The sequence below is a fragment of the Vulcanithermus mediatlanticus genome, assembly GCF_055385885.1.
The window spans coordinates 738217-762938 of sequence record NZ_AP042385.1; the positions used below are offsets into that span (position 1 = coordinate 738217).

At 63.6% G+C, this 24722-nt stretch carries 28 protein-coding genes; 14 read left to right on the forward strand and 14 right to left on the reverse strand.

All coding sequences use genetic code 11. The features are described from left to right. Positions 1 to 53: 53 nt before the first annotated feature. From ACZ5BT_RS04705 to ACZ5BT_RS04720, 4 genes are read right to left on the reverse strand one after another with little or no spacing between them, the layout of a single operon-like run. Entirely contained in the window at positions 54 to 1148 is a 1095-nt protein-coding gene (locus tag ACZ5BT_RS04705) for a DegT/DnrJ/EryC1/StrS family aminotransferase (protein WP_464885461.1), read from the reverse strand. Continuing rightward, the gene (locus ACZ5BT_RS04710) at positions 1145 to 1717 is read right to left on the reverse strand and encodes an acyltransferase (protein ID WP_464885462.1); all 573 of its coding nucleotides are present in this window, start codon (positions 1715 to 1717) and stop codon (positions 1145 to 1147) included. Before ACZ5BT_RS04710 ends, ACZ5BT_RS04705 begins: the two co-directional genes overlap by 4 nt. Positions 1718 to 1719: 2 nt before the next feature. Beyond that, complete coding sequence (locus ACZ5BT_RS04715) at positions 1720 to 2646, reverse strand: Gfo/Idh/MocA family protein (protein ID WP_464885463.1); 927 nt, start codon at positions 2644 to 2646, stop codon at positions 1720 to 1722. Next, positions 2643 to 3953: a nucleotide sugar dehydrogenase gene (locus ACZ5BT_RS04720; protein ID WP_464885464.1), complete on the reverse strand. Its 1311-nt coding sequence runs from the start codon at positions 3951 to 3953 to the stop codon at positions 2643 to 2645. Before ACZ5BT_RS04720 ends, ACZ5BT_RS04715 begins: the two co-directional genes overlap by 4 nt. Positions 3954 to 4353: 400 nt before the next feature. On the opposite strand from ACZ5BT_RS04720, the gene ACZ5BT_RS04725 reads away from it, so the two are divergent. After that, positions 4354 to 4605 carry a type II toxin-antitoxin system Phd/YefM family antitoxin gene (locus ACZ5BT_RS04725; RefSeq protein ID WP_464885465.1) on the forward strand — a complete coding sequence of 84 codons (252 nt, stop codon included), beginning with the start codon at positions 4354 to 4356 and terminating at the stop codon, positions 4603 to 4605. Positions 4606 to 4615: 10 nt separating this feature from the next. Further along, positions 4616 to 5038, forward strand: a complete 423-nt coding sequence (locus ACZ5BT_RS04730; RefSeq protein ID WP_464885466.1) for a PIN domain-containing protein — start codon at positions 4616 to 4618, stop codon at positions 5036 to 5038. A 47-nt stretch (positions 5039 to 5085) separates the two neighbouring features. On the opposite strand, the gene ACZ5BT_RS04735 is transcribed toward ACZ5BT_RS04730, so the two are convergent. Then, positions 5086 to 5949, reverse strand: coding sequence for a type I phosphomannose isomerase catalytic subunit (locus ACZ5BT_RS04735; protein WP_464885467.1), 864 nt, complete (start codon positions 5947 to 5949; stop codon positions 5086 to 5088). A 103-nt stretch (positions 5950 to 6052) separates the two neighbouring features. On the opposite strand from ACZ5BT_RS04735, the gene mntA reads away from it, so the two are divergent. The 6 genes from mntA to ACZ5BT_RS04765 all read left to right on the forward strand — a co-directional run bounded on the left by mntA (position 6053) and on the right by ACZ5BT_RS04765 (position 10021). Beyond that, positions 6053 to 6493 carry a type VII toxin-antitoxin system MntA family adenylyltransferase antitoxin gene (mntA, locus tag ACZ5BT_RS04740; protein ID WP_464885468.1) on the forward strand — a complete coding sequence of 147 codons (441 nt, stop codon included), beginning with the start codon at positions 6053 to 6055 and terminating at the stop codon, positions 6491 to 6493. A 250-nt stretch (positions 6494 to 6743) separates the two neighbouring features. After that, entirely contained in the window at positions 6744 to 7691 is a 948-nt protein-coding gene (locus ACZ5BT_RS04745; protein WP_464883685.1) for an IS110 family RNA-guided transposase, read from the forward strand. Between the two features lie 116 nt (positions 7692 to 7807). Continuing rightward, a complete protein-coding gene (locus ACZ5BT_RS04750; RefSeq protein ID WP_464885469.1) occupies positions 7808 to 8086 on the forward strand; it encodes a transposase in 279 nt (92 codons plus the stop codon). 23 nt (positions 8087 to 8109) lie between these two features. Next, complete coding sequence (locus ACZ5BT_RS04755) at positions 8110 to 9027, forward strand: transposase (protein ID WP_464885470.1); 918 nt, start codon at positions 8110 to 8112, stop codon at positions 9025 to 9027. 348 nt (positions 9028 to 9375) lie between these two features. Then, on the forward strand, positions 9376 to 9630 hold the full coding sequence (locus ACZ5BT_RS04760; RefSeq protein WP_464885471.1) for an AbrB/MazE/SpoVT family DNA-binding domain-containing protein: 255 nt from the start codon (positions 9376 to 9378) through the stop codon (positions 9628 to 9630). Further along, a complete protein-coding gene (locus tag ACZ5BT_RS04765; protein ID WP_464885472.1) occupies positions 9620 to 10021 on the forward strand; it encodes a type II toxin-antitoxin system VapC family toxin in 402 nt (133 codons plus the stop codon). The genes ACZ5BT_RS04760 and ACZ5BT_RS04765 overlap by 11 nt, the downstream gene beginning before the upstream one ends. Before the next feature lie 136 nt (positions 10022 to 10157). On the opposite strand, the gene ACZ5BT_RS04770 is transcribed toward ACZ5BT_RS04765, so the two are convergent. The 6 genes from ACZ5BT_RS04770 to ACZ5BT_RS04795 are packed head-to-tail and all read right to left on the reverse strand — an operon-like array spanning position 10158 to position 14867. Continuing rightward, the gene (locus tag ACZ5BT_RS04770; protein WP_464885473.1) at positions 10158 to 10511 is read right to left on the reverse strand and encodes a HepT-like ribonuclease domain-containing protein; all 354 of its coding nucleotides are present in this window, start codon (positions 10509 to 10511) and stop codon (positions 10158 to 10160) included. Next, complete coding sequence (locus tag ACZ5BT_RS04775) at positions 10498 to 10986, reverse strand: nucleotidyltransferase family protein (RefSeq protein ID WP_464885474.1); 489 nt, start codon at positions 10984 to 10986, stop codon at positions 10498 to 10500. The genes ACZ5BT_RS04770 and ACZ5BT_RS04775 overlap by 14 nt, the downstream gene beginning before the upstream one ends. A gap of 32 nt (positions 10987 to 11018) precedes the next feature. Then, entirely contained in the window at positions 11019 to 11813 is a 795-nt protein-coding gene (locus tag ACZ5BT_RS04780; RefSeq protein WP_464885475.1) for an SDR family NAD(P)-dependent oxidoreductase, read from the reverse strand. Beyond that, positions 11806 to 13284, reverse strand: coding sequence for an FGGY-family carbohydrate kinase (locus ACZ5BT_RS04785; RefSeq protein WP_464885476.1), 1479 nt, complete (start codon positions 13282 to 13284; stop codon positions 11806 to 11808). The genes ACZ5BT_RS04780 and ACZ5BT_RS04785 overlap by 8 nt, the downstream gene beginning before the upstream one ends. Next, the gene (locus ACZ5BT_RS04790; RefSeq protein WP_464885477.1) at positions 13281 to 14081 is read right to left on the reverse strand and encodes a BtpA/SgcQ family protein; all 801 of its coding nucleotides are present in this window, start codon (positions 14079 to 14081) and stop codon (positions 13281 to 13283) included. Before ACZ5BT_RS04790 ends, ACZ5BT_RS04785 begins: the two co-directional genes overlap by 4 nt. A 30-nt stretch (positions 14082 to 14111) precedes the next feature. Beyond that, positions 14112 to 14867 carry a DeoR/GlpR family DNA-binding transcription regulator gene (locus ACZ5BT_RS04795; protein ID WP_464885478.1) on the reverse strand — a complete coding sequence of 252 codons (756 nt, stop codon included), beginning with the start codon at positions 14865 to 14867 and terminating at the stop codon, positions 14112 to 14114. Positions 14868 to 15049: 182 nt separating this feature from the next. Here ACZ5BT_RS04795 and ACZ5BT_RS04800 point away from each other — a divergent pair, with 182 nt between their 5' ends. The 6 genes from ACZ5BT_RS04800 to ACZ5BT_RS04825 all read left to right on the forward strand — a co-directional run bounded on the left by ACZ5BT_RS04800 (position 15050) and on the right by ACZ5BT_RS04825 (position 22529). Next, complete coding sequence (locus tag ACZ5BT_RS04800) at positions 15050 to 15466, forward strand: OsmC family protein (protein WP_464885479.1); 417 nt, start codon at positions 15050 to 15052, stop codon at positions 15464 to 15466. 122 nt (positions 15467 to 15588) lie between these two features. Further along, a complete protein-coding gene (locus tag ACZ5BT_RS04805; protein ID WP_464885480.1) occupies positions 15589 to 16638 on the forward strand; it encodes a LacI family DNA-binding transcriptional regulator in 1050 nt (349 codons plus the stop codon). Positions 16639 to 16729: 91 nt separating this feature from the next. Continuing rightward, a complete protein-coding gene (locus tag ACZ5BT_RS04810) occupies positions 16730 to 18013 on the forward strand; it encodes an extracellular solute-binding protein (protein ID WP_464885481.1) in 1284 nt (427 codons plus the stop codon). Between the two features lie 46 nt (positions 18014 to 18059). Beyond that, positions 18060 to 19016 (forward strand): carbohydrate ABC transporter permease, encoded by a 957-nt coding sequence (locus ACZ5BT_RS04815; protein ID WP_464885482.1) that lies wholly within the window; start codon positions 18060 to 18062, stop codon positions 19014 to 19016. Further along, the gene (locus ACZ5BT_RS04820; protein ID WP_464885483.1) at positions 19013 to 19867 is read left to right on the forward strand and encodes a carbohydrate ABC transporter permease; all 855 of its coding nucleotides are present in this window, start codon (positions 19013 to 19015) and stop codon (positions 19865 to 19867) included. The genes ACZ5BT_RS04815 and ACZ5BT_RS04820 overlap by 4 nt, the downstream gene beginning before the upstream one ends. 34 nt (positions 19868 to 19901) lie before the next feature. Beyond that, complete coding sequence (locus ACZ5BT_RS04825) at positions 19902 to 22529, forward strand: alpha-mannosidase (protein WP_464885484.1); 2628 nt, start codon at positions 19902 to 19904, stop codon at positions 22527 to 22529. 94 nt (positions 22530 to 22623) lie between these two features. Here the strand turns inward: ACZ5BT_RS04825 and ACZ5BT_RS04830 are convergent, their stop codons facing one another. The 3 genes from ACZ5BT_RS04830 to ACZ5BT_RS04840 form a co-directional block, all read right to left on the reverse strand. After that, positions 22624 to 23478 carry a GGDEF domain-containing protein gene (locus ACZ5BT_RS04830; protein WP_464885485.1) on the reverse strand — a complete coding sequence of 285 codons (855 nt, stop codon included), beginning with the start codon at positions 23476 to 23478 and terminating at the stop codon, positions 22624 to 22626. A 20-nt stretch (positions 23479 to 23498) separates the two neighbouring features. Then, positions 23499 to 23867: a hypothetical protein gene (locus ACZ5BT_RS04835; protein WP_464885486.1), complete on the reverse strand. Its 369-nt coding sequence runs from the start codon at positions 23865 to 23867 to the stop codon at positions 23499 to 23501. 63 nt (positions 23868 to 23930) lie between these two features. Next, positions 23931 to 24719 carry an enoyl-ACP reductase FabI gene (locus ACZ5BT_RS04840; protein WP_464885487.1) on the reverse strand — a complete coding sequence of 263 codons (789 nt, stop codon included), beginning with the start codon at positions 24717 to 24719 and terminating at the stop codon, positions 23931 to 23933. Positions 24720 to 24722: the final 3 nt, after the last annotated feature.

Sequence of the window (24722 nt, forward strand, 5' to 3'; positions counted from 1 at the left end):
TCTGGGCGCGAGATGTTTGAGTCTAGTCAACAAGCCACTCATCTCAAGGCTCTTTACAAACCTTCGACCACGCGCTCCTGCACGCCTAGGTCCATCTGGTGCCAAATGGGAAGGGAAAGGACCTCAGACGAAGCAGACTCTGTCTGGTGAAAGACATACCCAAAGGGGGCGTAGACGGGAAGCCTATGTACTGGAACCGGATAATACACCATGGTTCCGATCCCCGCTGCAGCAAGCCTCCGCTTCACCTCGTCACGCCTCTCTCCCAGAATGCGCACCGTGTACTGATGGTAGACGTGCTTCGCGTAGGGCGCCTCATAGGGGGTCACCACCCCAGGCACATCTTTCAGGAGCTCGTTATAGGTCTGGGCCACCCTCCGGCGGGCCTCGTTCCACCCGTCAATGTAGGGGAGCTTCACCCGCAGAATTGCCGCATGCAATGCATCAAGCCTCGAGTTGTAGCCCAGCATTTCGTTGTGGTACTTCTTCCTAGCTCCGTGGGCCCGCAGCATCCGCGCTAGTTCAGCTACTTGGCCGTCATTGGTGGCGATAAGCCCGCCGTCCCCTACTCCGCCAAGGTTCTTGGTTGGGAAGAAGGAAAAGGCCCCAGCATCACCAAGGGTGCCAAGCTTTTTACCCTTATATTCGCCTCCAAAAGCCTGGGCAGTGTCTTCCAAGACCTTGAGCCTGTGCTCACGGGCGATTTCCAAAATCGGATCCATGTCGGCCGCTTGTCCGTAGAGGTGCACCGGAAGGATCGCTTTCGTGCGTGACGTGATGGCCTCGGGAATGAGCTCAGGGTTGATGTTGAAAGTTTGGGGATCAATGTCCACGAAAACCGGTATCGCCCCAACCAAGCTGATGGCTTCTGCGGTGGCGAAGAAGGTGAAGGGGGTGGTGATCACCTCGTCACCAGGGCCGACCCCAAGGGCCCTAAGGCCGATCACCAGTGCGTCGGTACCAGAATTCACACCGATGGCGTGTTTGACGCCGAGGTATTCAGCCACCTCGCGCTCAAAGGCCTCCACCTCAGGCCCCAGGATGTAACGTCCCGATCTTAAGACCCGATGCACCGCCGCTTGGATCTCATCCCAAAGTTCTTCGATCTCGGGACGGGGGTCGTAAATGGGAATTTTGACCTCGCTCATTTCACCCTTTCGATGCTTCGGTCACCCGTCTTTCTGTATTCCTTGCCACAAACCCGGCACACCGCCTGCTCTCCTTCAAACGAAAGGCACTCGCCGCATTCGCAGGCCCAACCGATGATTCGCGCAGGCACGCCCGCGACAATGGCGTAAGATGGAACATCCTTCGTTACCACCGCTCCAGCAGCCACAAAGCTCCACTCCCCCAGCGTAACCCCGGTAACAATCGTGGCATTGGCACCAATCGTAGCCCCCCGCTTGACGAGAGTCTTGGTGTACTGACCTCGCCTGGGATAGGCCGAGCGGGGGTTTTTAACGTTGGTAAAGACCATGCTGGGACCGCAGAAGACGTCGTCTTCAAGCTCCACTCCTTCGTAAACCGAAACGTTGTTCTGAATCTTGACGTTGTTACCAATACGCACATCCTTGCCCACGAAAACGTTCTGCCCTAAGACGCAGCCCTTACCGATCTGGGCTCCCGTCATCACATGGGAGAAATGCCAGATCTTGGTCCCTTCGCCGATCTTGGCACCCTCGTCTACGTAGGCGCTCTCATGCACGAAGTAGCTCATAGTCACCTCAAAAAGGGATGTCGATCTCCACCAGTAACGAGCGGGAGTTTGCGGATCTCCTCGGTGACCCGGATAGCCTCCCGAGTATCCTCCAAACCAAACCCTTCGCCCGCCAGAGTTCTCCTATAGACCTCGGTGTGGAGGTCGGTGAACCCGCCCGAGAACTCCACCTCCTCGCCATCTACGGTGATCGAGCGGTAAGTGCGCTGGCCTTTCGCGCGGAGCTTCTCGGGAACGAACGAGGCATCAATGGACAAAAACCATCGCACGCGGGCGCGCTCGAGCTCAAGAAACCCAGCCACAACGGTGTCACTCCGTTCGTGGACCTCGATATGCTCCGCTCGTCCAAAAAACCAGTAAAGGAGATCGAAGAAGTGTACCCCGATGTTGGTCGCAAGCCCTCCGCTCTTTTTGACATCCCCCTTCCAGCTTTTCAAATACCACTTGCCTCGCCCAGTGATGTAGGTGAGCACCACATCCTTGGTACCGCCTTCGGATAGGAGACGCTCCCGGAGTGCCACTAAGGCCGGGTGCACCCGGAGCTGGAGCACGGTGTAGACACGCCTGCCCGTTGCTGCTTCAAGCTCAGCCAACCGGTCAAGCTCTTCTGTGGTGAGAACCAAGGGTTTTTCCGAGAGCGCATGGGCCCCGAGCCGTAAGGCCATACGAATCTGCGGGTAGTGCAGGTAATTGGGCGAAGTAATGCTCAGGTATTCGATGCCCTTTCCCTTAGCCTGTTCCTCTTCAAGATAGGCTTCAAAGCGCTCGGGTTCAGTAAAGAACTCGGCGCCTGGAAAATACGAGTCGATAATCCCCACCGATTCGAAAGGATCCAATGCTGCGACAAGCTCGTTGCCGGTCTCTTTAATGGCTTTCATATGCCGGGGCGCCACGTAGCCCGCGGCTCCTGTAAGGGCAAAACGCTTCAAAGCAGCACCACCTTCCCTTCCCTACCTGGGATTTTCTTGGTGACGTTCTTGGTGTCGAGCACCTTACGGGCCACCCGAACCACACGCTCGTAGTCCACGTTGGAATGCGCGGTGGTGATAATCACCAGATCGGCTTCCTCAAGCACCCGATCGGTCAACGCCACGCTCACAAGGTCCAGTCCTTCATGTTGAAAGACCGGAATATAGGGGTCGTGGTAGCTCACGTCTACCCCATCTTTCTGTAATAACTCAATCACTTCAATCGCTGGCGACTCGCGCCAGTCGCTGATGTCTCCCTTGTAGGCAATACCCAGGACTAAGACCTTGGCACGCGAAGGGGCCTTGCCCATCTCGTTCAAGATGCGCCAGGCCTTCTCGCGCACGAAGTGCGGCATCGAGCGGTTGATTTCACCAGCCAGGCCAATGAAGCGGGTACGGAAGTTGTACTCCCGGGCCTTCCACTCGAGGTAATGCGGGTCCAGAGGGATGCAGTGCCCCCCGACCCCGGGACCGGGGTAGAAGGGCATGATGCCGAACGGCTTGGTGAAGGCCGCATCCAGCACCTCCCAAACGTTGAGCCCCATACGGTCGCATAGCAGCGCAAGCTCGTTCACCAAGGCAATGTTCACGGCGCGGAAAGTGTTTTCGAAAACCTTCACCATTTCAGCAGCCCGCGCCGACGAAACCGGCACAACGGTCTCGATGATCTGTTCGTAAAAGGCCTGAGCCACCGCCAACGAGTTTGGGCCTACACCGCCTACCACTTTCGTGGTGTTCTTGGTGTTCCAGCGCTTATTGCCGGGATCAACGCGCTCTGGCGAGTGGGCGAGGAAGAAATCTTGCTCAGCCTTGAGTCCGGAAGACTCCAGGATATGCTGCATCACTTCCTCTGTTGTGCCCGGATAGGTCGTGGACTCAAGACTAATGAGCTGACCCGGCCGCAAGCGCTTGGCGAGTTCCCCGGTCACATGGCGCACATACCTGAGGTCGGGCACCAGGTTTTTATCGAGCGGAGTAGGAACAGCGATGACGATCACGTCGAGTTTCTCTACCCCTGAGAAGTCTTCTTGAGCATGGAGTCGACCTTGGGCCACCGCCCTCCGCAGGTCCTCGTCACGGATATCGTCGACGTAGTTTTCCCCGCGGTTAACTTTGTCTACACGCTCCGGATTCCGCTCAATCCCCAGGACGCGAAAACCTGCCTGGGCAGCCTCCAGCGCGAACGGCAACCCCACGTATCCAAGGCCAACAACTCCGATCTTCGCCGTTTTGCTTGCAAGTCGAGCGAGCAACTCCTCTTTATGCACGGCCCCCTCCAAGCACAACTAACAACCTACCTCTCCATAATTTATTTCCCGGCAAGCAAAAATCACCGTTAATGCCATAGGCACCACCCAGGCCTAGGCCTTTGGCAGGCAGTCCCTTTCCACTTGAGAAAAGCTCCACCAGAACCCTATTCCGTATGTAGGCCCTGAATGATTCTGGTGGGCGACGCTCATAGGATCTAGATTAGAACACGGCCCCCAGATAAAGCGCCAAATTTGACCCCCTGAACCTCCACCCACCAGTGACCGAGACGCAACTGAACCTTAGCCACGTCTTGACTTAGGTCAACTTCCGCAAAACCCCCTTCAAGGCCTGCAAGAGAGCAGGGTCTTGCATGAATAAGCTAGACGGTCTAGCCTGTTAGAGGCGGGGGTGAACGAGATGACCAAAATCTGGCCTTTGCAGGAGGCGAAAAACAAGTTGAGCGAAGTCGTCGAGAAAGCCGTGCGCGAGGGTCCACAAATCGTCACCCGAAGGGGGAAAAGGGTCGCCGTGGTTCTTTCGAAGGAAGACTACGAGCGGCTCACCGCGCCCCGGGAAGACCTGGCAAGCTTCCTCGCGCGCTCTCCCCTGGCGGGCTTGGAGCTCGATTTGAAGCGCGACACCACCCCCGCGCGGGACATCGAACTCTAAAGGTGCCGGCATGCGCTTTTTGCTCGACACCCCGGTCATCTCCGAGCTCATAAGGCCAAAGCCGAATGCTTCGGTCGTCGCATGGGTGCGTGAAGCCAACCCCAGCGCTCTGTTCGTCTCCGTGATCACCTTTGGAGAGCTGGCCAAGGGGATTGCAAAACTCGAGAACGAAAAACGCAAGAGGCAACTGCTGCACTGGGTGGAAAACGATCTGAAAGGTTGGTTCGAAGGCAGGGTGCTCGAGGTCAACCTGGAAGTGGCCGAGCGCTGGGGCTTGCTGCTCGCAAAAGCGGAAAGTCAAGGCCAGCCCATCCCCGCCGTCGACGCCTTACTCGCAGCCACCGCGCTCACACACGGGCTCGTGCTGGTCACCCGGAACGTCAGGCATTTCGAACCCACCGGCGTTGAGGTCTTCAACCCCTGGGAAGCCTGAGGGCACGCTTCTAAGTCCCCGGGGTGACCTTCGCCAGGCTGGGGCGCTTAGAGGCTCGCGGCGAGCCAGGGACCCTCGGGAAGCGGGGCCTCCCCGCCCGCGGCGAGGACCATCCCCGGCTCCGCGCGCTCGGGGTGGACCAGGGTCAAAAAGCTCTCCTTTGGGGCCCGGGCCTCGCCTTCCAGGAGCGAGAGGGTAAAGAACGGGGTAGTGAGGAACGCCCCGGGCCCGAGCCGCGTCTTTCGCACCGGCGTGGGCTCGAGGCGGGCCACGTCGAGCGACTTTTCCAGATGGAGCTCGCGACCCCGGCCGTAGTCGAAGAGGCGGTAGGTGAGGTCGGAGCGCTGCTGGACCTCGTAGAGGAAGATGCCCGGCCCCAGGGCGTGGATGGTCCCCGCGGGCACGAAGATCACGTCGCCGGGCGCGACGGGGACGAAGTTCAAGAGTTCCAGAACGCTTCCGTCCTCGGCCGCTGCCTTAAGTTCGGCGCGGGAGACCGGACGCTTCACGCCGTAGACGATTCTGGCCCCGGGCTCGGCGTCCAGGATGACCCAGGCCTCGTTCTTGCCGTGGAAACCGGTGTGGGCCTCGACCGAGTGGGCATAGGCGTCGTCGGGGTGCACCTGGACACTGAGCCACTCGGCGGTATCCAGAAGCTTCACGAGCAGCGGCAGCTCGAGGCCGTACTTTTTGACCGCCTTTCCCCCCAAAAAGGCGGGGCCGAGCTCGCAAAGCGCGGCTTTCAGCGACTGGCCGGCAAAGGGCCCATCCTGGATCTCGTTTTCGTCGTAGACCATCCAGGCCTCACCCACCGGCTCCAGCCCGGCGTAGCCAAAGCGCCGGGCGAGCCGGGTCCCGCCCCACACGCGGGGCGCGAGCCGGGGCTTGAGCTTGAGCAGCGGCGCGGACATGGCCACCTCAGCTTAAACGCCCTGGATCATAACGTGGCAATCGTTCGACCTATTCTGATGTTCTGGGCATGGCACTCGATGTCTCTGGTATCGTGGGTACTCCATGCAGGACCTTGCGTCTGTGTTCCGGTTCTTCCCGGAAGTCGAGGCTGTCTTCCTCTTTGGCTCCCGGGCAGAAGGCCGGGCAGGGCTCGAAAGCGACCTGGACCTGGCCCTGGTGGTTCGGGAACCCACGCCCGGCCTCAAGCTCCGGCTCTTAGAGGCTTTGATCCGCGCGGGTTTCGACCGGGTCGACCTTCTCTTCTTGAATCAAGCGGATCCGGTCACGCGCTACGAGGCTTTGCGCCCCAAGCGAATGCTCTTCGCCCGGGAGGGCTTTGATCGTGGCGGGTATTACTCCCGGGTCCTGCGAGAATACCTGACCATCCTGGAACGAATCCGGCGTTACTCCCTCGAAGAGTTCCTGGCCGAACCTGAACGACCTCCGCGCCTTCGCCGCGGTCTTCGCACGGTTCCTGTGAGGCCCAACCACCCCCACACGTGATCGCAGAAGTCCCATTGTCTACTTGAAGCGCCACCGATTCGGTGTAGTGCTTCATGTATCTTCCCAACCGAGGGAGGTGCAACCGTTAGTGCTTCAGGGCGTTTGGAGCCCGCTTGGCTGATCGGCGGCCACCCGCTCCGAAGCCTTGGCCGAACAGTATCCCGGTCACGAAAGACCGCATCGACATGGCAGGTCCGCGGGGCCGGGTGGCCACCTCCCTCAGGTTACTGAAGCGGGGGTGAAGGCGACCATGACCTACGCCGGTATCGACGTGAGTAAGGGCTGGCTCGACCTGGCATTGGTGGGTCCCACGTTTGAGCGAAGGTTTCGTTTTGCCAATAACGAGGCGGGCCGCGGCAACCTGGTCCAAGCCCTCCGTCAGCACGCTCCGGCCTGGGTCGTTGTGGAACCCAGCGGGCTCTACCACCTGCCCTTGCTTCGTCTCTTGGTCACCCAAGGCTTCAAGGTGGCCCTGGCGAATCCCTACCAGGTGGCGTCCTTCCGGCGGGCGGGTGGGAAGCGGAACAAGACCGACGCCTCCGACGCTCTGCTCCTGGCCCACTTCGCACTGGTGTACCGGGATGCCCTCGTGCCTCACCGACCCTTGCCTCTCAAGCTTGCTCGGCTTAAGCGAATGGTCGTCTACCGGGAGCAACTCAACAAACGAGTCACCGAGATTAAAGGAGCCCTGGAAGCAGCCGTGTGGGCGGGAGACGAACGAGTGCTTGCCTGGCTCAGGGAAGACCTGGCCCAGCTCAAGAGACGTCTCGGTGAAGTTGATCTTGAAATTGCCACACTCCTCAAGCAGCTCCCCGAAGCCGAGGTGCTGACCTCGATGCCTGGGGTGGGGATGCAGGTGGCAGCAGCGGTTTTAGCCTTGACCCCTCCAGAGCTCTGGGGAAGGGCGAAGGCGGCCGCGGCCTATGCCGGGTTGGCACCAGAGGAGGAGCAATCGGGAAGCAGCGTGTACCGGAGTCGGCTTTCTCGAAAAGGACCGGGGGTGCTCAGAAAGAAACTTTACATGGCGGCTTTGGTAGCGGTGCGACATGATCCTGAGCTCGGAGCTTTCTATCGAAAGCTGGTGTCTCGAGGGAAGAAGAAAAAGCAAGCGCTGGTTGCGGTGGCCCACAAGCTTCTGAGGCGCATGATGGGCCGGCTTAAGGCACACTACCAAGCTCAGCAAGCCATGGTGGCTTGATGCCAACTTCCGAGGCTTGACGGGGTAGACAGTATCAGCTCAAGCGGTACCACCTGCGAGGTAAGAGGGGGTAGTGTATGAGCAAAATGGCTACAAGGAGCTGGAGCACCGCTGCTTTGCGAAGCAAACACGTTTTGGAGAAGGTTGCCATCGTGCTGAGCATCCTGCGCGGGGAGCTCTCGATGAGTGAGGCTTCAAGAAGGCACGGGGTCAGCTACAAGACCCTGCTTGCCTGGCGCGACCGGTTCCTCAAGGGCGGGGAGGCTGCCCTCAAAGGCAAAGGACCGGATGCTCAAGTCAAAGCCCTGGAGAACGAGAACAAGCAGCTGAAGGAAGCCCTGGCCGAGATGGCCCTGCGGGTGGAGGTTTTAAAAAAACTCCGCCGCCTCGGCTAGCGAGCTTTTTGGAGCTGGAAGCGGTGCGCCGGGAGCTCGGTCTTGGGGTGAACGCCTTCCTGCGCCTTTTGGGGATGAGCAAGGGCACCTACTACCGACGAAAGCGGAGGTGGCGGGAAGTCCAGGGCGGGGCGCTGCGAGGAGCGCGTAGGGCGAGGGGTTCCCGATGTTTCCGCCGTTGCCCCGAGCGGGATGCCATCCGGGAGCACGCTCGCGAGATCGCCCTGGCCTTCCCCGCCTACGGCTACCGCAAGGTTTGGGCGGAGCTTTTGCGCCGGGGCATCCAGACGAGTCAAAGCACCGTCTACCGGGTGCTCAAGGCGGAGGGGCTCTTGCTCCCCATGAAGCGAAGGCCAAAGGCCAAGAGCCAAGGCCCCGAGCCGCCCAAGCCCGAGCGGGTGGGTCTTGTGCTCAGCGCCGACGGCACCCTGTGGCGATTGGTCGAGCACAAAGGTTTTCCCGCGCTTGGGGGCTACCGCATTCTCAACGTGATCGAGGAGGAAAGCCGCTACCTTTTGGCCAGCGTGGCGGGCAAAGTGGGGGAAGGCGAGACCGCGGGATTGGCGAGGGAAGCAATCGAGCGGGCCCGGGAGGAAGCCAGGAGGCTCGGGCTTCCCACCAAGGGGCTTTTGCTCCGGACCGATCGGGGCTCGGCGTTCCAATCCGAGGCTTTCCGCGGGTACCTTTACGCGCATCGAATCGGGCAGGTCTTTGCCCCGGTGGGGAGGCCCCAGGGCATTGGCAAGATCGAGCGATTGCATCGGAGCTTAAAGGAAGAGAAGCTTATGCGGGAGGAGATCCGAGACCCCTTGGAACTGCAGCAGGCGTTGGACGAGTACCGGCACTTCTACAACACCCGGCGTTTGCACCAGGCTTTGGGCTACCGGACGCCGCTGGAAGTTGTGGAGCAAAAGCGGGTCAAAGTGGTATCGTTTTCGTGAAGCACTACACGGGTTGGCGCCTATGCCTTGGGGGAGGGTCGGGGTGGGGTTTTAGGCTGCGAAATGACAGGTGACTCACGGGTTTTTCGCTCGTTTTCATCAGGCCCCCCGCTGTAGCCAAAACCTCGGGGCGGGGTATTTAACCCCCCTCCTGACCTCCCCAAGGGGGAGGCAAACAGAGGTCGAAGCCAGGATCTTCTTCGCCCTCCCCTTGGGGAGGGTTGGGGTGGGGGTTTTCTGCTGCAAAGCAGTCATCGGGGCCGTGCCGCCCAAGGCCGGCATAGAGCGCTGCAAGTGGATGGCGGAGATATGATGCCATATCCTTCGCCTATGCCATATACTGAGATCGTGGCACCCCGTGCCGAACCAACACCCATCCAGGTCAGCCCCCAGGGGCGGATCGTGATTCCCAAAGCCCTGCGCCAGGCGCTGGGCCTGAAGCCCGGAGATACCTTAGTGGCTTGGCTGGAGGGAGACAGGCTGATCCTCAGGCCCCGTCAGGCAGTGGAAGAGGAGCTCTGGGCGCTCATGCGGGACGTGAAAGAGAGCCTCGCCGACGAGCTCATCGAAGAGCGGCGTCGGGAGGCCGAACGTGAGGGCTAAGGTGAAGCTGCAAGCGGTGCTCGACGCCTCGGCCCTCTTCGCCTATCTCCAGCAAGAACGGGGCTACGAAACGGTGCGCGAAGCGCTTCGGGGTGGGGCCGCCATCAGCACGGTCAACCTGGCAGAGGTCCAGGCCAAGCTCAAAGCCAGGGGCAAGGACGCGCAGGAGATCACCCTTCGCCTCAAAGCCCTGGGACTCCACGTCTTTCCCTTCGTGGAGGAAGACGCCCTTCAGACCGCCGATTTCTACCCGCCGACCCGGAGCAAGGGGTTTTCGCTGGGCGATCGGGCGTGCCTGGCCCTGGCCAGACGCCTCGGCCTTCCGGCCCTGACCGCCGATTCGGCCTGGAGTACGTTGAAGTTGGGCGTGAAGGTTCGTTTGATCCGCTGAGCACTGGCAAATAACCCCCTCCTGACCTCCCCCAAGGGGGAGGCATAAAAAGAGACCAGCGCCATGGTCTACTTTGCCCTCCCTTCGGGAACGAAAACGAAGGGCATTTGGCAGCAAACACCCCGCGGGCAAATATCTATGTTTCCAGCTTTTCCAGTACCCGCTCGATCTGTCCTAAGAGGACTGGCAAGTCCTTTTGGATGACCGCCGCCACGATCTCCATGTCCACGTCGAAGTACTCGTGGATCAGCCGGTTCCTCGCGTCGGCCACCTCGCGCCAGGGAATCTCAGGAAAACGGGCTTTGATTGCGGGAGAAACCGATCTGGCCGCCTCGCCGACGATCTCCAGAAGGCGAACCAGGGCCAGGGCGGTCTCGTGTTCGGGCTCGAGGGCCGCCACATCCTTGCCCTCGGCCAGATTCAGCGCGCGGCGGATCGCGTCGCGCATGCGGAGGAGCCGGACCCGGTCGCCGAGCTCACGCCGCCTCATGGAGCACCCGGGCTTCCTCCAGGACCTCCTTCCGGAAGTACCGGCTCAGGCTCCTCGGGGTATGCAGATCCACCGGCCGGCCAAAAAACTCGGAGAGTTCCTTTTGAAGGCGAAGAAAGTCCAGGCCGGGGACCTGGCCGGGGAAAAACTCCACGAGGAGGTCCAGGTCGCTTCCCTCTTTTGCCTCTCCCTTGAGGAAAGAGCCAAAAACGGCGAGCCGGCGGACCCCATAGCGGCGGCAAATCCCTTCCAGGGCCCGCGCGTCGTAGCTCAGAGGGAAAGGCTTCACGTCTCCATTGTAGTGCGACGTCGTGGTGCCCGGCAGGCACGCGGGGCAGGGGGGCAGGGCGTAGGCCCGCCCTTCCGGGAGCAGCGCGGTGCGGAGGGTCCAAAGCAGCGGGAGAAGGAAATACAGAGTGATCAGAACCAAAAGGCCGGTCGTAACCCAGGTGGCGAAGACACGCTGCCGTTTCAAAACCCTTACTCTCCTTTCGCCTGCGAGCGGGCTCAAAAGATCCAGGCCCCGCCGTTCACCTCGATGGCCTCGCCGGTGATGAAATCGGCATCCGGGCCGGCCAGAAACGCCACCACGCCAGCGACGTCCTCGGGGGTTTGCAGGCGGCCGAGCGGTGTCTGGCGGATGTAGTCGCTCACCACCGCCTCGGGACTGAGCCCCCTCAACTTGGCCTCCCATTCGACCTCCCGCCGCTGCATCGAGGTCCGGACAAAGCCGGGGTTCACCGCGTTGACGGTGAGCCTGTAAGGCGCGAGCTCCTTCGCCGCCGCCTGCACCAGACCGAGCACCGCGAACTTCGAGGCCGAGTAGTGGGCAAGGAGGGGTGCCGCTTGCCTCGCGGCCATGCTGGCGGTGGCGATCAGCTTGCCGCGAATCTCAGCGCCTTCCCGGAAGGGCTGGTCCTTCATTCGACGGGCGAAGGTCTGAAGGGTATAGAACACCCCCTTGGCGTTGACCGCAAAGTTGAAATCCCAGTCGTCGACGGTGAGTTCGAGGAACGGGCGCATGCTGCTGACGCCGGCGTTCGCGACCACGATGTCGACCCGCCCGTCTTCGGAAAAGGCGGCGTCGCATACGGCCTCAAGGTCATCCCTCCGGGTCACGTCGACCGCCCGGGCCCGGGCCCGCCCGCCCGCCGCCTCGATCCCGGCCGCCACCCGGGTCGCCGCCTCGAGGTCGCGGTCGGTGACCCAGACCTTGGCGCCTTCCTTGGCCAGCCTCCGGGCGATGGCGGCGCCGATGCCGCCGCCCGCCCCGGTTACGAGTGCAATCCTGCCCTCAAGCACGGTTCACCTCCAGGCGAGGGAAAAGGTCCTTGAGCCGAAGGTAGGTCTCGCGGTAAACGCCGTAGAGCTCGTCGTAGACCCGGGTCCACGACGGGTCCGGATCGGTCACCCCGGCCGAGGTCGCCACCGCCTTGATGTGCGAAAAATCCCAGTGCTCCGCCACCACCCCGGCCAGGAACGCGGTACCGTAAGCACTGCCCGCGACCCCGGAGGCCAGATGGTGGACCGGCTCCCCGAGCACGCTGGCGGTGATCTTTCGCCAGAGCGGGCTTTTGGCCCCGCCGTCCATAACGTAGAACCGGCGGATTGGCCGGCCGTGAGCGCGGAGCACCTCGACGTGATGCCGGAAGGCGTAGGCGATGCCCTCGAGGATCGCCCGGTAGAGGTGGGCGGGGCCGTGGGCCAGCGTGAGCCCGAGGACCGTGCCCCGGGCCTGGGGGTCGTGGATGGGGGTCTTTTCGCCCAGGAAATAGGGCAGCACCACCAGGCCATCGCTGCCCGCCGGCACCTGCTCGGCCAGGGCGTCGAGCTCGGCGTAGGTCCGCTTTTGGGCGAAGTTTTCCCGGAACCACTTCACCAAAGAGCCCGAGGTCGCCATGCAGCCATTCACCACATACCGGCCGGGAACGTTGTGGTAGTCAATAAAGAGCGCTTTGAGGGGGTCGAAGGTGGGGGCGACGTAGAGGAAATCCCCGGCCCCCCCGAACTTCAAAACCGCCTCCCCCTCCTCCAAAAGCCCGGCCGCGAGGGCGGCGGCGATGTGATCGGCGCTTCCGGCCGCGAGGGGGGTGCCCGGCCTGAGGGGGACCTCGGCGCTTTGCACCTCGCCGACCACCTCGGTGGGTCGCCGGATGGGGCGGAGCACCCCGGCGTCAAGGCCGACGAGGGCCAGGACCTCGTCCAGCCAGCGGCGCTCTTTCTCGCTCCAAAGCGCGCTCTCCAGGGCCCAATTGGCCTCGACGTACTCGGGGCCGCGACCGCCGAGCCGCCAGGTGACGTACTCGTAAGAGCCCGAAAGGCGGTAGATCCGCCTGAATACCTCGGGCTCGTGCCGCTTGATCCAAAGCAGCTTCGGCGCAATGACCTGGGCGTTCCAGGTCGCCCCGGTGTGGGCGAAGAGCTCGCTTTCGGGGAAGCGCTCGCGAAACCACGCGATTTCCTCGGTGTGTCGGGCGTCATTTTGCTGGATCGAGGGGCGGAGCACCTCGCCCCCCTCCCCCAGCAGAACGAGTGCCGGCACCATACCCGAGACCGCCACCGCGGCGATCGCTTTGGGGTCGCGATCCCGGAAGAGCTCGTTGAGCACCGCCCGTACCCCAAGCCACCATTCGGCGGGATCTTCCTCGGCCCAGCCGGGGTGGGGGCTATGCAGATCGTGGGAATGGCTGGCCTCGGCGAGGACGCGGGCCGCCTCATCGAGGAGGAGCGCCTTCACCGCGGTGGTTCCGACGTCAATCCCCACGACGCTCACGCGGCCCGAACCTCCTTCACCCGCGCCATAAACGCGCGCGCCCGCTCCGGATCCACCGGGTTAAAGGTCTTCCCCTCAACCTTGAGGGCGGTGCCGACGATGCAGCCGTCGGCCACCCTGAGCACGTCGGCGACGTTTTCGTGATTGACCCCGGTGTTGGCGAGGACCGGGACCTCGGGGACGGCCTTTTTGGTGGCCTCGAGGTGGCTTAAGGGCGCTGGCTCGCCGGTCATCGGCCCCGAGACCAAAACGGCATCGGCCAGGCTGGAAAAAACCGCGCTCTTTGCCCGCTCGGCAAGGCTGCGCGAATCGAGCGGGGAAGCAAACTCTGCGGAGACGTTGTAGAGGAGAAAGAGGTCGTTGCGACCCAGCCGCCGGCGGTAACGAAGCGCCTCGGCCGCCCGCCCCTGCCAAAGCCCCATGTCGGAGCCGTAGAGCCCGGTGAAGATCTCCCGGGCGAAGACCGCTCCGGTGGCGGCCGCGACCGCCAGCGTCATCTTGGGATCCCAGAGCACGTCGACCCCGAAGGGGAGGGTCAGTTCGTCCTTGAGCCGACCGATCACATACGCCATCGCGGCGGCGCTCGCGGGATCAACCTCGAGCTCGTAGGGGCGGTCGTTCTCGTTACCGAACATCACCGCGTCCACACCGGCCGCTTTGAGCGCCCGGAGGTCAGCCCTGGCTGCCTCGACAATCGCCTCCATTCCCGCGTCCTGGTCATACAGCGGGGTCCCGGGGAGGGCTTTGAGGTGCACCATGGCGATCACCGGCTTGTTGGTGTTGAACAGGGATCTCAACCTTTGGAAAGTCTCCATACTCCCCCTTTCCTAAACCAGAGCGACAAAGGGAACCTTTTCCTTAAGCGCAGGGGCGAAATCCGCGCTTTTTTGGTCGGTGATCACCCCGGCCAGGGCTTGTAGATCCACCACTTTGGCGAGCGCCCGGCGCCCGAACTTTGAGTGATCGGCGATCAGATAGGTGGCATGCGCCGCCGCCACGGCCCGCCGTTTGACCGCGGCTTCTTCCACGGTGGCATTCGTCACCGCCTCCTCGTCGACCGCGTCGGCCCCCAGGAAGAAGATGTCGGCGTGGATCTCCGCGAGCATCGCCTCGGCCCAGGGACCTACGAGGCTAAAAAGGCCGTTCCGGGTCCGCCCGCCCACCAGCCAGACCTCGGGTTCCCCCCGGGCCAGGGCTTCCGCCACCTTGAGGTCCAGCGCGATCACCGTAATCCGGCGGTCGGCCAGGCGACGGGCCAACGCCAGCGCGGTGGTGCCGGAGTCCAGAATCACGGTGGCCCGTTCCGGCACCAACGCCGCGGCCCGGGCCGCAATCCGTTCCTTCTCCGGCACTTTCCGCCGTGCCTTGAGGTCAAAGGGTGGCTCGGCAGCCGTCCCCATCCGCAGCGGCAGGGCCCCACCGTGGGTGCGCTCGACCAAGCCCTGCTCGGCCATCGCTGCCAGGTCCCGCCGCACGGTGGCCTCGGAAACACCGAGGCGCTTGGCGAGCTCCTGGGTTCGCAGCCCCCCTTCCGCCTCCAGTAACCGAAGAATACGGCGTTGCCGTTCACGCACCAAGGACATCTTGAACGCCTCGTGCTCGATTATGAACGCAGTTGCTCGTTTTTGCAAGGGTCAATGCCCAATCGTTCAGATTTTGGCCAGCCTGGGGCAGCGACGAGATTCCAGACCCCGGCCTTTCCTGAAGCCGAATTCGCGTAGGCCGCGCTACGTTCTTGCGTCCGGAAAAAGCATAGGCTTTTACCATGGCGGAAATCCGGGTATCGATGCGGCAGGTCGGGCCCAGCACCTCGGAGGCCGAGATCCGGGGCCACCGGCTGCTGGTGGACCGACCTTTGGAAAAAGGCGGGGCCGACCAGGGCCCCATGGGCGGGGAGCTCTTGCTGGCGGCGCTCGGGGGCTGTTTCCTGAGCAACCTCTTCGAACTCATCCGCTCCCGAAACGCGCCGATCCACGAGGTCCGGCTCGAGGTGGTGGGGACCCTCGAGGGCACCCCGCCCCGCTACACCGCCATCGAGCTGGTGGTGGCCGCCAGGACCGACGACCCGGACCTGCTGGCGAAGTTCGTCGCCATGGCCGAGCGGGCCTGCATCGTGGCGAATACGCTCAAAGGCGGCCTGCGCTTAAGCGCCCGGGTTTTAGGGGCGAGCACGAAAGCCTAGGGCAAAAGCAGCATCGGGCTTGAAGAGGTTGCGCTTGACAGCGTGACAGGGAGACCTTTACATTCGTTATCGAACCGGTTCGATTCAGTCTAGCGCAGCAGCCGGAGATTTGAGGTGGGAATGTGGGCGTAACCATTCGCGATGTCGCCAAGCGGGCAGGGGTATCGGTTTCGACCGCCTCGCTGGCGCTCAACGGCAAGCCGCTGGTCAGCGACGAGACCCGGCAGAAAGTGCTCAAAGCCGCTGAGGAACTCAACTACCACCCCAACGCGGTCGCGAAAAGCCTGGCCGATGGTCGTACCCGCACCCTGGCGCTCTTTATTCCGGTGACCCTGGAGCACCTCTTCTCGTCCGCCGGGTTTTTCGGGGGCCTGCTCAAGGGCATGCACCGCGCCGCCCTCGAGCAGGGCTATCACATCTCGCTGCACGTCGTGGAGTCAGAAGACGAGGCCGCCGAGCAAATCCGTGGCCTGATCCGGAGCGGACGCAGCGACGGGCTCATCATCACCAACCCCACCGTCCAGCCACCTTACCTCTCCGAGCTTCGCGAGGTGGACCTCCCCGTGGTCTTCATCGGGCGCCCGCTCGACAAGAACTTCCCTTACGTCGACAACGACAATGTCGAAGTCGGCCGCCTCGGGGTTCGCCACCTCATCGAATCCGGGCACGAACGCATCGTCTTCCTCAACGGCCCGAGCCGTTTCACCTTTAGCCTCGATCGCCTCGAGGGCTACCGACGTGAACTCGTGGCCGCCGGGCTCGCCTACGATGAAGCCCTGGTTTGGTCGTCGAGCCTCACCGAAGAGCACGCCTACACCACCGTGCTCAGCGCCCTCGAGGCGGGCCTCGAGTTCACCGCCCTCTTCGCCACCAGCGACATCCAGGCCGTGGGGGCGCTCAGGGCCCTGCGGGAGGTCGGCCTTGCCGTTCCCGAGGACGTCGCTGTACTCGCGGTGAACAACACCGCCTTAACGCGCTACTACGCCCCCCCGATCGCCGCCATCGATCTCCACGAGGCGCAGCTCGGCTACAAGAGCGTCCAGCTCCTTTTCCAGGAACTCCACGGCAGGAATAAGGGCACGAGACCGGCGCCAATCGAGGGGACGACCAGGAGCGCAACCGTCCCCTGCACCCTGGTGCCGCGACCCTCGTGCGGTTGTTCGCTTCATTGACCGGGCCCGGAAAACGGAGGAGGTGGGAGCAACGAAAAAAGCCGGCACCTCGACGCAAAGGCCTTACGAAAACCAAGGTTTGGAGGAAAGCATGTGGCAGAGTAAATTCCTGCGCCCAGTCGCGCACATCCTAGCCCTCACGCTGGTCACCACGGCGGGCTTCGTCAGCGCGCAGCAAAAGACGGTCGTGGTCTGGCAGTCCGAAGGCTACGGCCTTGAAGCGGTGAAGGACAGAGTCGAGCAGCTCACCGGGGTCAAGCTCCAAATCCGCGAGTTCCCCTACAGCGAGCTGCGCTCGAAGCTCGAGACCACCCTGCTGACCGGTGATCCCAGCGTCGCCCCCGACATCGTCATGGTCGACTCGATATGGCTCGGGGAGCTGGTGAGCGGCGGTTACCTGGCAGATTTGACCGACACCGTCTCGGGGATCGCCAAAGACTGGTTCCCGGCGTTCCGCGACGGATCCCAGTGGCCGCCGGGGAGCGGGAAGTACTTCGGCCTCTGGTACGACACCGACGTTCGGGTCACCTTCTTCTGGCCGGACCTTCTGCAAAAGGCCGGCGTCAGCCCCGGCGAACTCCTCTACTGGGATACGTTCACTTCGGCCTGCAAGCGGCTCAAGGCCGCACTGGCGAACGAAGGGATCGGCGGGTGCTGGCTCGACATGGCCGGCGGTTGGGCGCCCGATTTTGAGTTCTTCCCCTACCTCTGGCAGGAAGGCGGCGAGATTCTCGTCCAAAAAGACGGGAAGTTCGCTCCCGCCTTCCAGAGCGAGGCAGGCGTTCGGGCCCTCCAGTTCCTGGTGGACCGGGTCAAGGCCGGGGTCGACCCCCAAACCCAGACCTTCTGGGGCAACGATTTTGCCCAGAAGAAGTGGGCGGTCTATCCCCACGGCAACTGGGCGGCGAGCGTGAGCCGCTTCCCCAACACCACCGCCGCCCAGCGCCAACAGAAGATTGCCGTGCTCCCGCTCCCCGTCTCCAAGCCGGGGCGGGTGCCGGTCACCCTGGCCGGGGGTTGGATCATGAGCGTCCCTGCGGTGCTCCAGAATAAAGCCCCCGAGCGCTACCGTGTGGCGACCAAGGTCATGCGGGCCTACCTGCGCTCCGATGTCATGACCGACTACTACGGCGAGCTGGCGCGGGTGCCCGTTCGGGCCGGGGTTGACCAGAGGGTGCTGAGCGAGAAGATCGAGTTCTTCGACTTCTACAGCAAGATGGCCTCGGTGGCCCGGGTCCGGCCGGCCATTCCACAATGGGCCCAGGTCTCCGATGCGATCTTCCAGGCCATGAGCGCGGCGGTCTTCAAAGGGGTTGACCCGAAGGTGGCGCTCGATCGGGCCGCCCAGCAGGTCGAGCAGGTGCTGGGACGCTAAGCCCGGCCACCACGTCTCGTGGCGGCGAACGTGGAGAGGAAACGCCGTGGCAAAAAAGCACTCCGAGGCAACGGAACCGAAAGGGGGCGGGGCGGCTCGTCCTGCCCCCAACCCATCCTTTTTCGCCCGCTTCTGGCGCGAGGCCTGGCTTCCCTACTGGTTCGTCAGCCCGCTGGCGGTGCTCCTTTTCGCCGTCGCCGTCCTGCCCCTGCTGTGGAACGTCTGGGTCAGCGTCCACGACCTGCGGACCACCAACATCTTGCGCGGCGCCCCCTTCGTCGGCCTCCGGAACTATCTCGAGCTACTCAATGACCCGTTGTTTTACCACTCGCTCCAGGTCTCGCTCTACTTCGTGGCCGGCTCTATCCTGGGCCAGTTCCTCCTCGGGCTCGTCATCGCGCTGATTTTCCACCACAAGCCCGGGGCTGCCCGCTGGCTGCGGCCGCTCTTCATCATCCCCTGGATCCTCTCGGCCATCATCGTGGGCTACAGCTGGATCTGGATGTACGACTTCAATTTCGGGCTGATCAACTTTGCTCTGAGGAGCCTGGGATTTCCCCCCATCCGATGGCTGAATGACGTCTCCATGGCCATCTGGGCACTGGTCATCGCCAACGTCTGGCGCGGCACCCCTTTTACCATGCTCTTCCTTGAGTCCGCCTTAAAGAACATTCCGGACCAGCTCTACGAAGCCGCCCACGTGGACGGGGCCACGTCATGGCAAGCCTTTCGCCACATCACCCTGCCGCTTCTGCGCCCAGCAGCAACAATCAACCTCATCCTGGCGACGATGTGGACCTTCAATCTCTTCGACACCATCCTGGTCATGACCCAGGGCGGCCCGGCGAACGCGACGCTCACCACGGCCATGTACATGTACAACAACGCCTTCCGCTACGGACTCTTTGGCTACGGGGCAGCGGTCGCGATCGCGATGCTCATCATCAACGTGGCCATGGCCCTGGTCTATATCCGCACCGTAGGAAGGACGTCGGCGGTATGAAGAAGAAAAGCACAGGCTATCCCTGGCGGGGCTGGCTTTTAAACGCCCTGGTCTACGGCTTCCTCGTCCTCTACACCCTCTTCACCGTCATCCCCGTTTACTGGGTCTTTTCCACCTCGCTCAAACCGGCAAAAGAGGTGATCTCATTTCCCCCGACCCTGCTCCCGAAGGCGATCTCGTTCGCCCATTACATCGACGTCTTTCAGCAGACCAACATGGGACGGGGAATCGTGAACAGCATCCTCGTCTCGGGCCTGACGACGCTCATCGCCCTCATCGCAGCCAGCCTCGCCGCCTACGCCTTCTCGCGCTACCGCTTCCGCGGCCGCAACGTCCTTCTGGGCGCAGTACTCGGCCTTTATCTAATTCCACCCCTTATCGGCATCATCCCTCTCTTTCTGATCTTCAACAAACTGGGGCTGCTCAACAGCCTCTTCGGGCTGGCGCTCGCGTATCAGGGCCTCGTCCTCCCGCTGCTCACCTTTCTGCTTCAGAACTACTTTCAGGGCATTCCAGTCGAGGTCGAAGAAGCCGGGCTCATCGACGGCTGCACCAGGCTCGGCGTACTGCGCTGGGTCACGCTGCCGCTGGCACTCCCCGGCCTCGCCACCGCGGCGATCTTCGCCTTCATCTTCTCCTGGAACGAGTTCGTGCTGGCGCTCACCCTCCTCCTGCGCGAGGACCTCAAAACCGTTCAGCTGGTCATCATGGAGTTCGTCAAGTTACACCGTATCGACTGGGGGCAGCTCACCGCCGCCATGGTGGTGGGGATGATCCCGGTTTTGCTCTTCGTCATCTTCGCCCAGCGCTACCTCTTGGCCGGACTCCTTGGCGGGGCGACGAAGTCTTAGCGCCCGAACCACCTTCGAAGGAGGTCAACACCCGATGAACAGCAAGCCGCAAACGCCACGGGAGGCGATCGTCGTCGCCCACACCCACTGGGATCGCGAGTGGTACCTGCCTTTTGAGCGCTTCCGCTCGCTCCTGGTCCGGCTCGTCGACCAAGTCTTGGAGATGCTCGCCGAACACCCCGAGTTCGTCTTCCTGCTCGACGGCCAGACCGCGGTCCTCGAGGACTACCTGGAAATCCGACCCGAGCGAAGGGAGGCGCTCTCCGGCTACGTGAAGGCCGGCCGGCTCCTGGTGGGCCCGTGGTACACCCAACCCGACGAGTTCCTCGTTTCCGGAGAAGCCCTGGTACGCAACCTGCTGTGGGGTCTCCGCCAGGCCGAGGCCTTTGGCGGGGCGATGCGGGAGGGCTATGTCCCGGACCTCTTTGGCCATCTCACCCAACTGCCGCAGATTTTCCGGGGCTTTGGGATCGAAAGCGCCTTTTTAATGCGCGGCGTAGGCGAAAACCCGGAAAAGACCGAATTCTGGTGGCAGGGACCCGACGGTTCACGGCTCTGGGTCCACCGCTTCGCCGAAGAGTACGGCAACGCGCCTCGCCTCGACGACGAGGCCCGCCTCGCTCGAATGACCCAGCGCCTGGCCTCGCTCAGCACGGCGCCGATCGTGCTCTGGATGCACGGGAACGACCACCGGGCCCCGCAACGGGACCTCCTTGAACGCCTCGAGGCCCTGTCCCGCGCACTCGGGATCCGATTGCGGCTGGGGACCCTCGCCGACTACCGAACCCGGGTCCAGGCCCAGCGACCGCACCTTGAGCAGGTCGAGGGTGAGTTGCGCCAGAGTAAGCACGCCTTCCTCCTCAGCAACGTCCTTTCCACCCGGGTCTACCTCAAACAGGCCAACGACCGAGCCCAGGCCCTCCTCGAGCGCTACGCCGAGCCGCTGGCAAGCCTCGCCTGGGCGCTCGGCGAGGCTTACCCCACAGGCTTTTTGAACACCGCCTGGCGGCTGGTGCTGCAAAACCACGCCCACGACTCGATCTGCGGCTGCTCCCTTGACGAGGTCCACCGCGAGGTCGAAACCCGTTTCGCCCGGGCGCAGCAAATCGCCGAACAGGTGATCGAAGACCGTCTCCACGCCCTGGCCCGACACATCCCGGCCGCTGGCGCGGTGGTGGTGTTCAACCCCAACCCCTGGCCCTGGCGCGGCCGGGTCGAGGCCCTTTGGCCGCTCGAGGAAAAGCGCCTGCCCCAGGCACTGGAAGACGAGCGGGGCCAGCGGGCGGCGGTGGTCGAGGAGGGGCAAGAACTGCGCTCGGTGGGTGTCCTTGACGGGGTTCGCCACCTCCCTCACGCCCGCATTGCCTTTTACGCCGAAGTTCCACCCTTTGGGTACCGAACCTACCGCCCGGCCTCCGCTCGGCCCGAACGTCACGAGGTGGTGCTCGCCCAGGTCGAAAAGGGCGGGCAAGGCGGGTCTCTGGAAAACGAATGGCTCAAGGTCGAAACCGAGCGGGGCGGAACGATCAAGCTCACAGACAAGCGCACGGGGACCGTCTACGCGGGCCTTTTGGCCCTCGAGGACCAGGCCGACCGCGGCGACGAGTACACCTTCATGCCCGTCGAAGACGACCCTCCCCGCCGCTCGAGCGAAGAAGCGACGTTTCGGGTCGAGGTGGCCGAGGCCACCGGCGACTGGGCTACGCTCAGGCTGATCCTCAACTGGACCCTCCCCGAGGGCCTGACGCAGGACCGCGCGTCTCGCAGCCCGCGACGCATCGACCACGAAATCATCACCGAGCTCACCCTCGAGCGCGGCGTGCCCCGGCTCGACGTACGCCTGCACCTGCTGAACCAGGCCAAGGATCACCGGCTACGCGCCGCTTTCCCGCTCCCCGGCGCCCGCCAGGCCTGGGCCGAGACCGCCTTCGCACCGGTCGCCCGTCCCGCGCGCGCCTTCGTCAAAACGCCACCCCCCGGCTGGCGGGAGGCCCCGAGCCCGGACCAGCCGCTCTTGCGTTTCGTCTCGGTTGAAGGCAACGAGGGGAAAGCGCTGACCGTCGCCACGCGCGGCCTTCACGAGTACGAGTTGAGCCCGAGCGGTACCCTCTTTCTCACCCTGCTACGCAGCGTGGGCTGGCTCTCCCGCGACGACCTCGAGGTCAGGCCCGAGCACGCCGGCCCACCCTACCCCACGCCCGAGGCCCAGTGCCTGCGCCGCCTGACCTTCCATTTCGCCCTGATCCCGCACGGTCCCGGTCAGGCGATGCGGGAAGCCTGGCGCGAAGCCCTGGCCTACCACGCGCCCGCCTGGGCCCAAAGGATCCCGGATCGGGGCGAGAGCGCCGAGTCTCTGCCCCCTGCGGGGTCGTTCTTGCGCGTGGATCCGCCGAGCCTGGTCTTGAGCGCGCTCAAGCAGGCCGAAGCCGGCGATGCTCTGGTGCTGCGCCTCTATAACCCCACGCCCGAGGCCCTCGAGGGCCGCGTCGAGTTTCCCCTGATCGCCCCAGAAAGGGTTTTTCGCGCCAATCTCGAAGAGCAAGCCCTCGAGGTGCTCGGCACCCAGGAAAAAGTGGTCCGCTTTCCAGTAGCACCCTGGGAGATCGTGACCCTCAAGCTCACCTTCGCCGGCGACTCAACGAGCGGGTCAACGGCGCCGTAGAGAAGATGCATGCCGCCTTCCGCCCCGTGAACGAAGGTCCTAAGTCCTAAGCCTACGGCGTCAGGGGGGCCGAAGCGCAACCGACCGCGAAGCCCTAGATCTGTTCCTCCGAGCCGTGCGAGATCCACTTCTTCGAGGTGCCCTTGGCCGCGGTCGAGGCCCGGCTCGCCAGGTTGATGAGGTCGTCGGCTGTGGCGCTCACGCCTTCGGGCACCCGGTTCGCGCGACGCCCTCCCGCTACCCCGGCGGATACGGAGACTGGAGGGAGGCCATCGACCCTTACCCGGCTCACGGCATCGAGCAGGCGCCCGATCAAAGGGAGGACCTCGGCGCGGGAGCGGTGAAAGAGGACCACGAACTCGTCGCCCCCATAGCGAAAGGCCTCGCCTTGGTGCTCTTCCGCGAAACCCTTGATCCGCCCGGCGGCGTGGCGGAGAACCATGTCGGCCTTCGCGTGACCAAAACGCTTATTGAACTGGCCGAAGTCGTCGAGGTCCAAAAACACCAGCGTGGGATCGACGCCACGGGCAAGGAGGTCCTCGAGGTGGTGTCGGAGCAAGTCGGCCCTCGGCAACCCGGTGAGCGGGTCATAGCTCGACCCCAGCTCGCGCATCACGGTCGACTTGGTCAAAACGCCGACCACGCGGCCGTCGTCAACCACCACCAGCCGCTCGACGCCTGCTTGGTCCATTTGTTCATAGGCGGTAAAGACACTCTCTCCTGGCGCGATCGTCACCGGATCCGGCCGCATGGCGTCCAGGACCAGGCGGTTGGGGTGACACTGCCGTACGTCGCGCGAGGTAAGAATACCGACCAAGCGCCCCCCAGCCACCACCGGCAGGCCGCCAACCCGACGCTCATCCATCAGACGGGCCGCATCCCGCACGCTGCGCTCACCATCGATCACGACCGGATCCGGCGTCATGATGCTGCGTACGGTCCGTGCCATCGCCGATCGGCCTCAGTCTATCAGCCGAGCCGCACCATCCGCTCCACGTGAAGCTGGAGGTCGAGGTCGATGCGGAGGACGTCTTCTTCCTCCATATGGTGGGCGAACTCCTCGAGCAAGAGGTCCACCAGGCGTTCGGCAGCAATCAGACGGAGGTGGCTCTTTCGAACCAGGACCGCCTCGACCGGGTGGGCTCGCTCGTCGAGGCGGATCAAATCGAACTGGCCGGGGGCGAGGGCCTCGGCCATCCGCCGCGCCGCCTCCGGCCCGATCGGCGCCCGGCGCCCGATCAGGAGCACGTCGCGCATCGGTGGAATGTCAAAGGGTTGCGCCGAGAGGCGCACGCGGATGCTGCGCTCGCCCTGCTTGGAAACACTGTCCGAGCTCATCAAATTTGCATTGTATACCCGCCCCCACCCGGCGGGGGGCAAAAGGTCCCCTCCCGCCGGGCCTCAGGGGGTCACCGGAATCTGAATGCCCACCACGTTGAAGCCGCCGTCGACGTAGAGCACCTCGCCGGTGATCCCCGCCGAAAGCGGCGAGAGCAAGAAGAGCCCGGCCTGGCCCACCTCCTCCTGGCTGACGTTGCGGCGAAGCGGTGCGATGCGCTCCACGTGGTCCCAGAGGTAGGTGAACCCGGGAATGCTGCGGGCGGCGACGGTGCGCACCGGGCCGGCGCTGATGGCGTTGACCCGCACCCCCTTGGGCCCGAGCTCGGCCGCCAGGTAGCGCACCGAGGCCTCGAGGGCGCTTTTGGCGATGGCCATCACGTTGTAGCGGGGCACGTACTTCTCGGCCGCGTAGTAGGAGAGCGCCACCATGGCGGCGCCTTGGTTGAGGTAGAGCTCGATCTCGCGGGCGATGGCCACCAGCGAGTAGGCGCTGACCTCGAGGGCCTTGAGCCAGTCCTCCTTGGTGGTCTCGATGTAGCGCCCTTCCATCGCCCGCCGGGGGGCGAAGGCGATCGAGTGCACCACGTAGTCCACCCCGCCCCAGCGCTCACCCAGCTCGCGGATGATGGCCTTGAGCCGTTCCTCGTCGGTTACGTCGAGCTCAAAGAGAAGGTCGGCGACGCCGCGGCTCACCCGCTCGACCAGGGGCCGCACCCGCTCCCCCTGGTAGGTCAGGGCGAGCTCGGCCCCGGCTTCCTTCAGTTTTTTTCCGATGGCAAAGCCCAGGCTGCGCTCGTTGGTCACCCCGAAGACCACAGCCTTCTTGCCCGAGAGGTCAATCGGCAACATGCC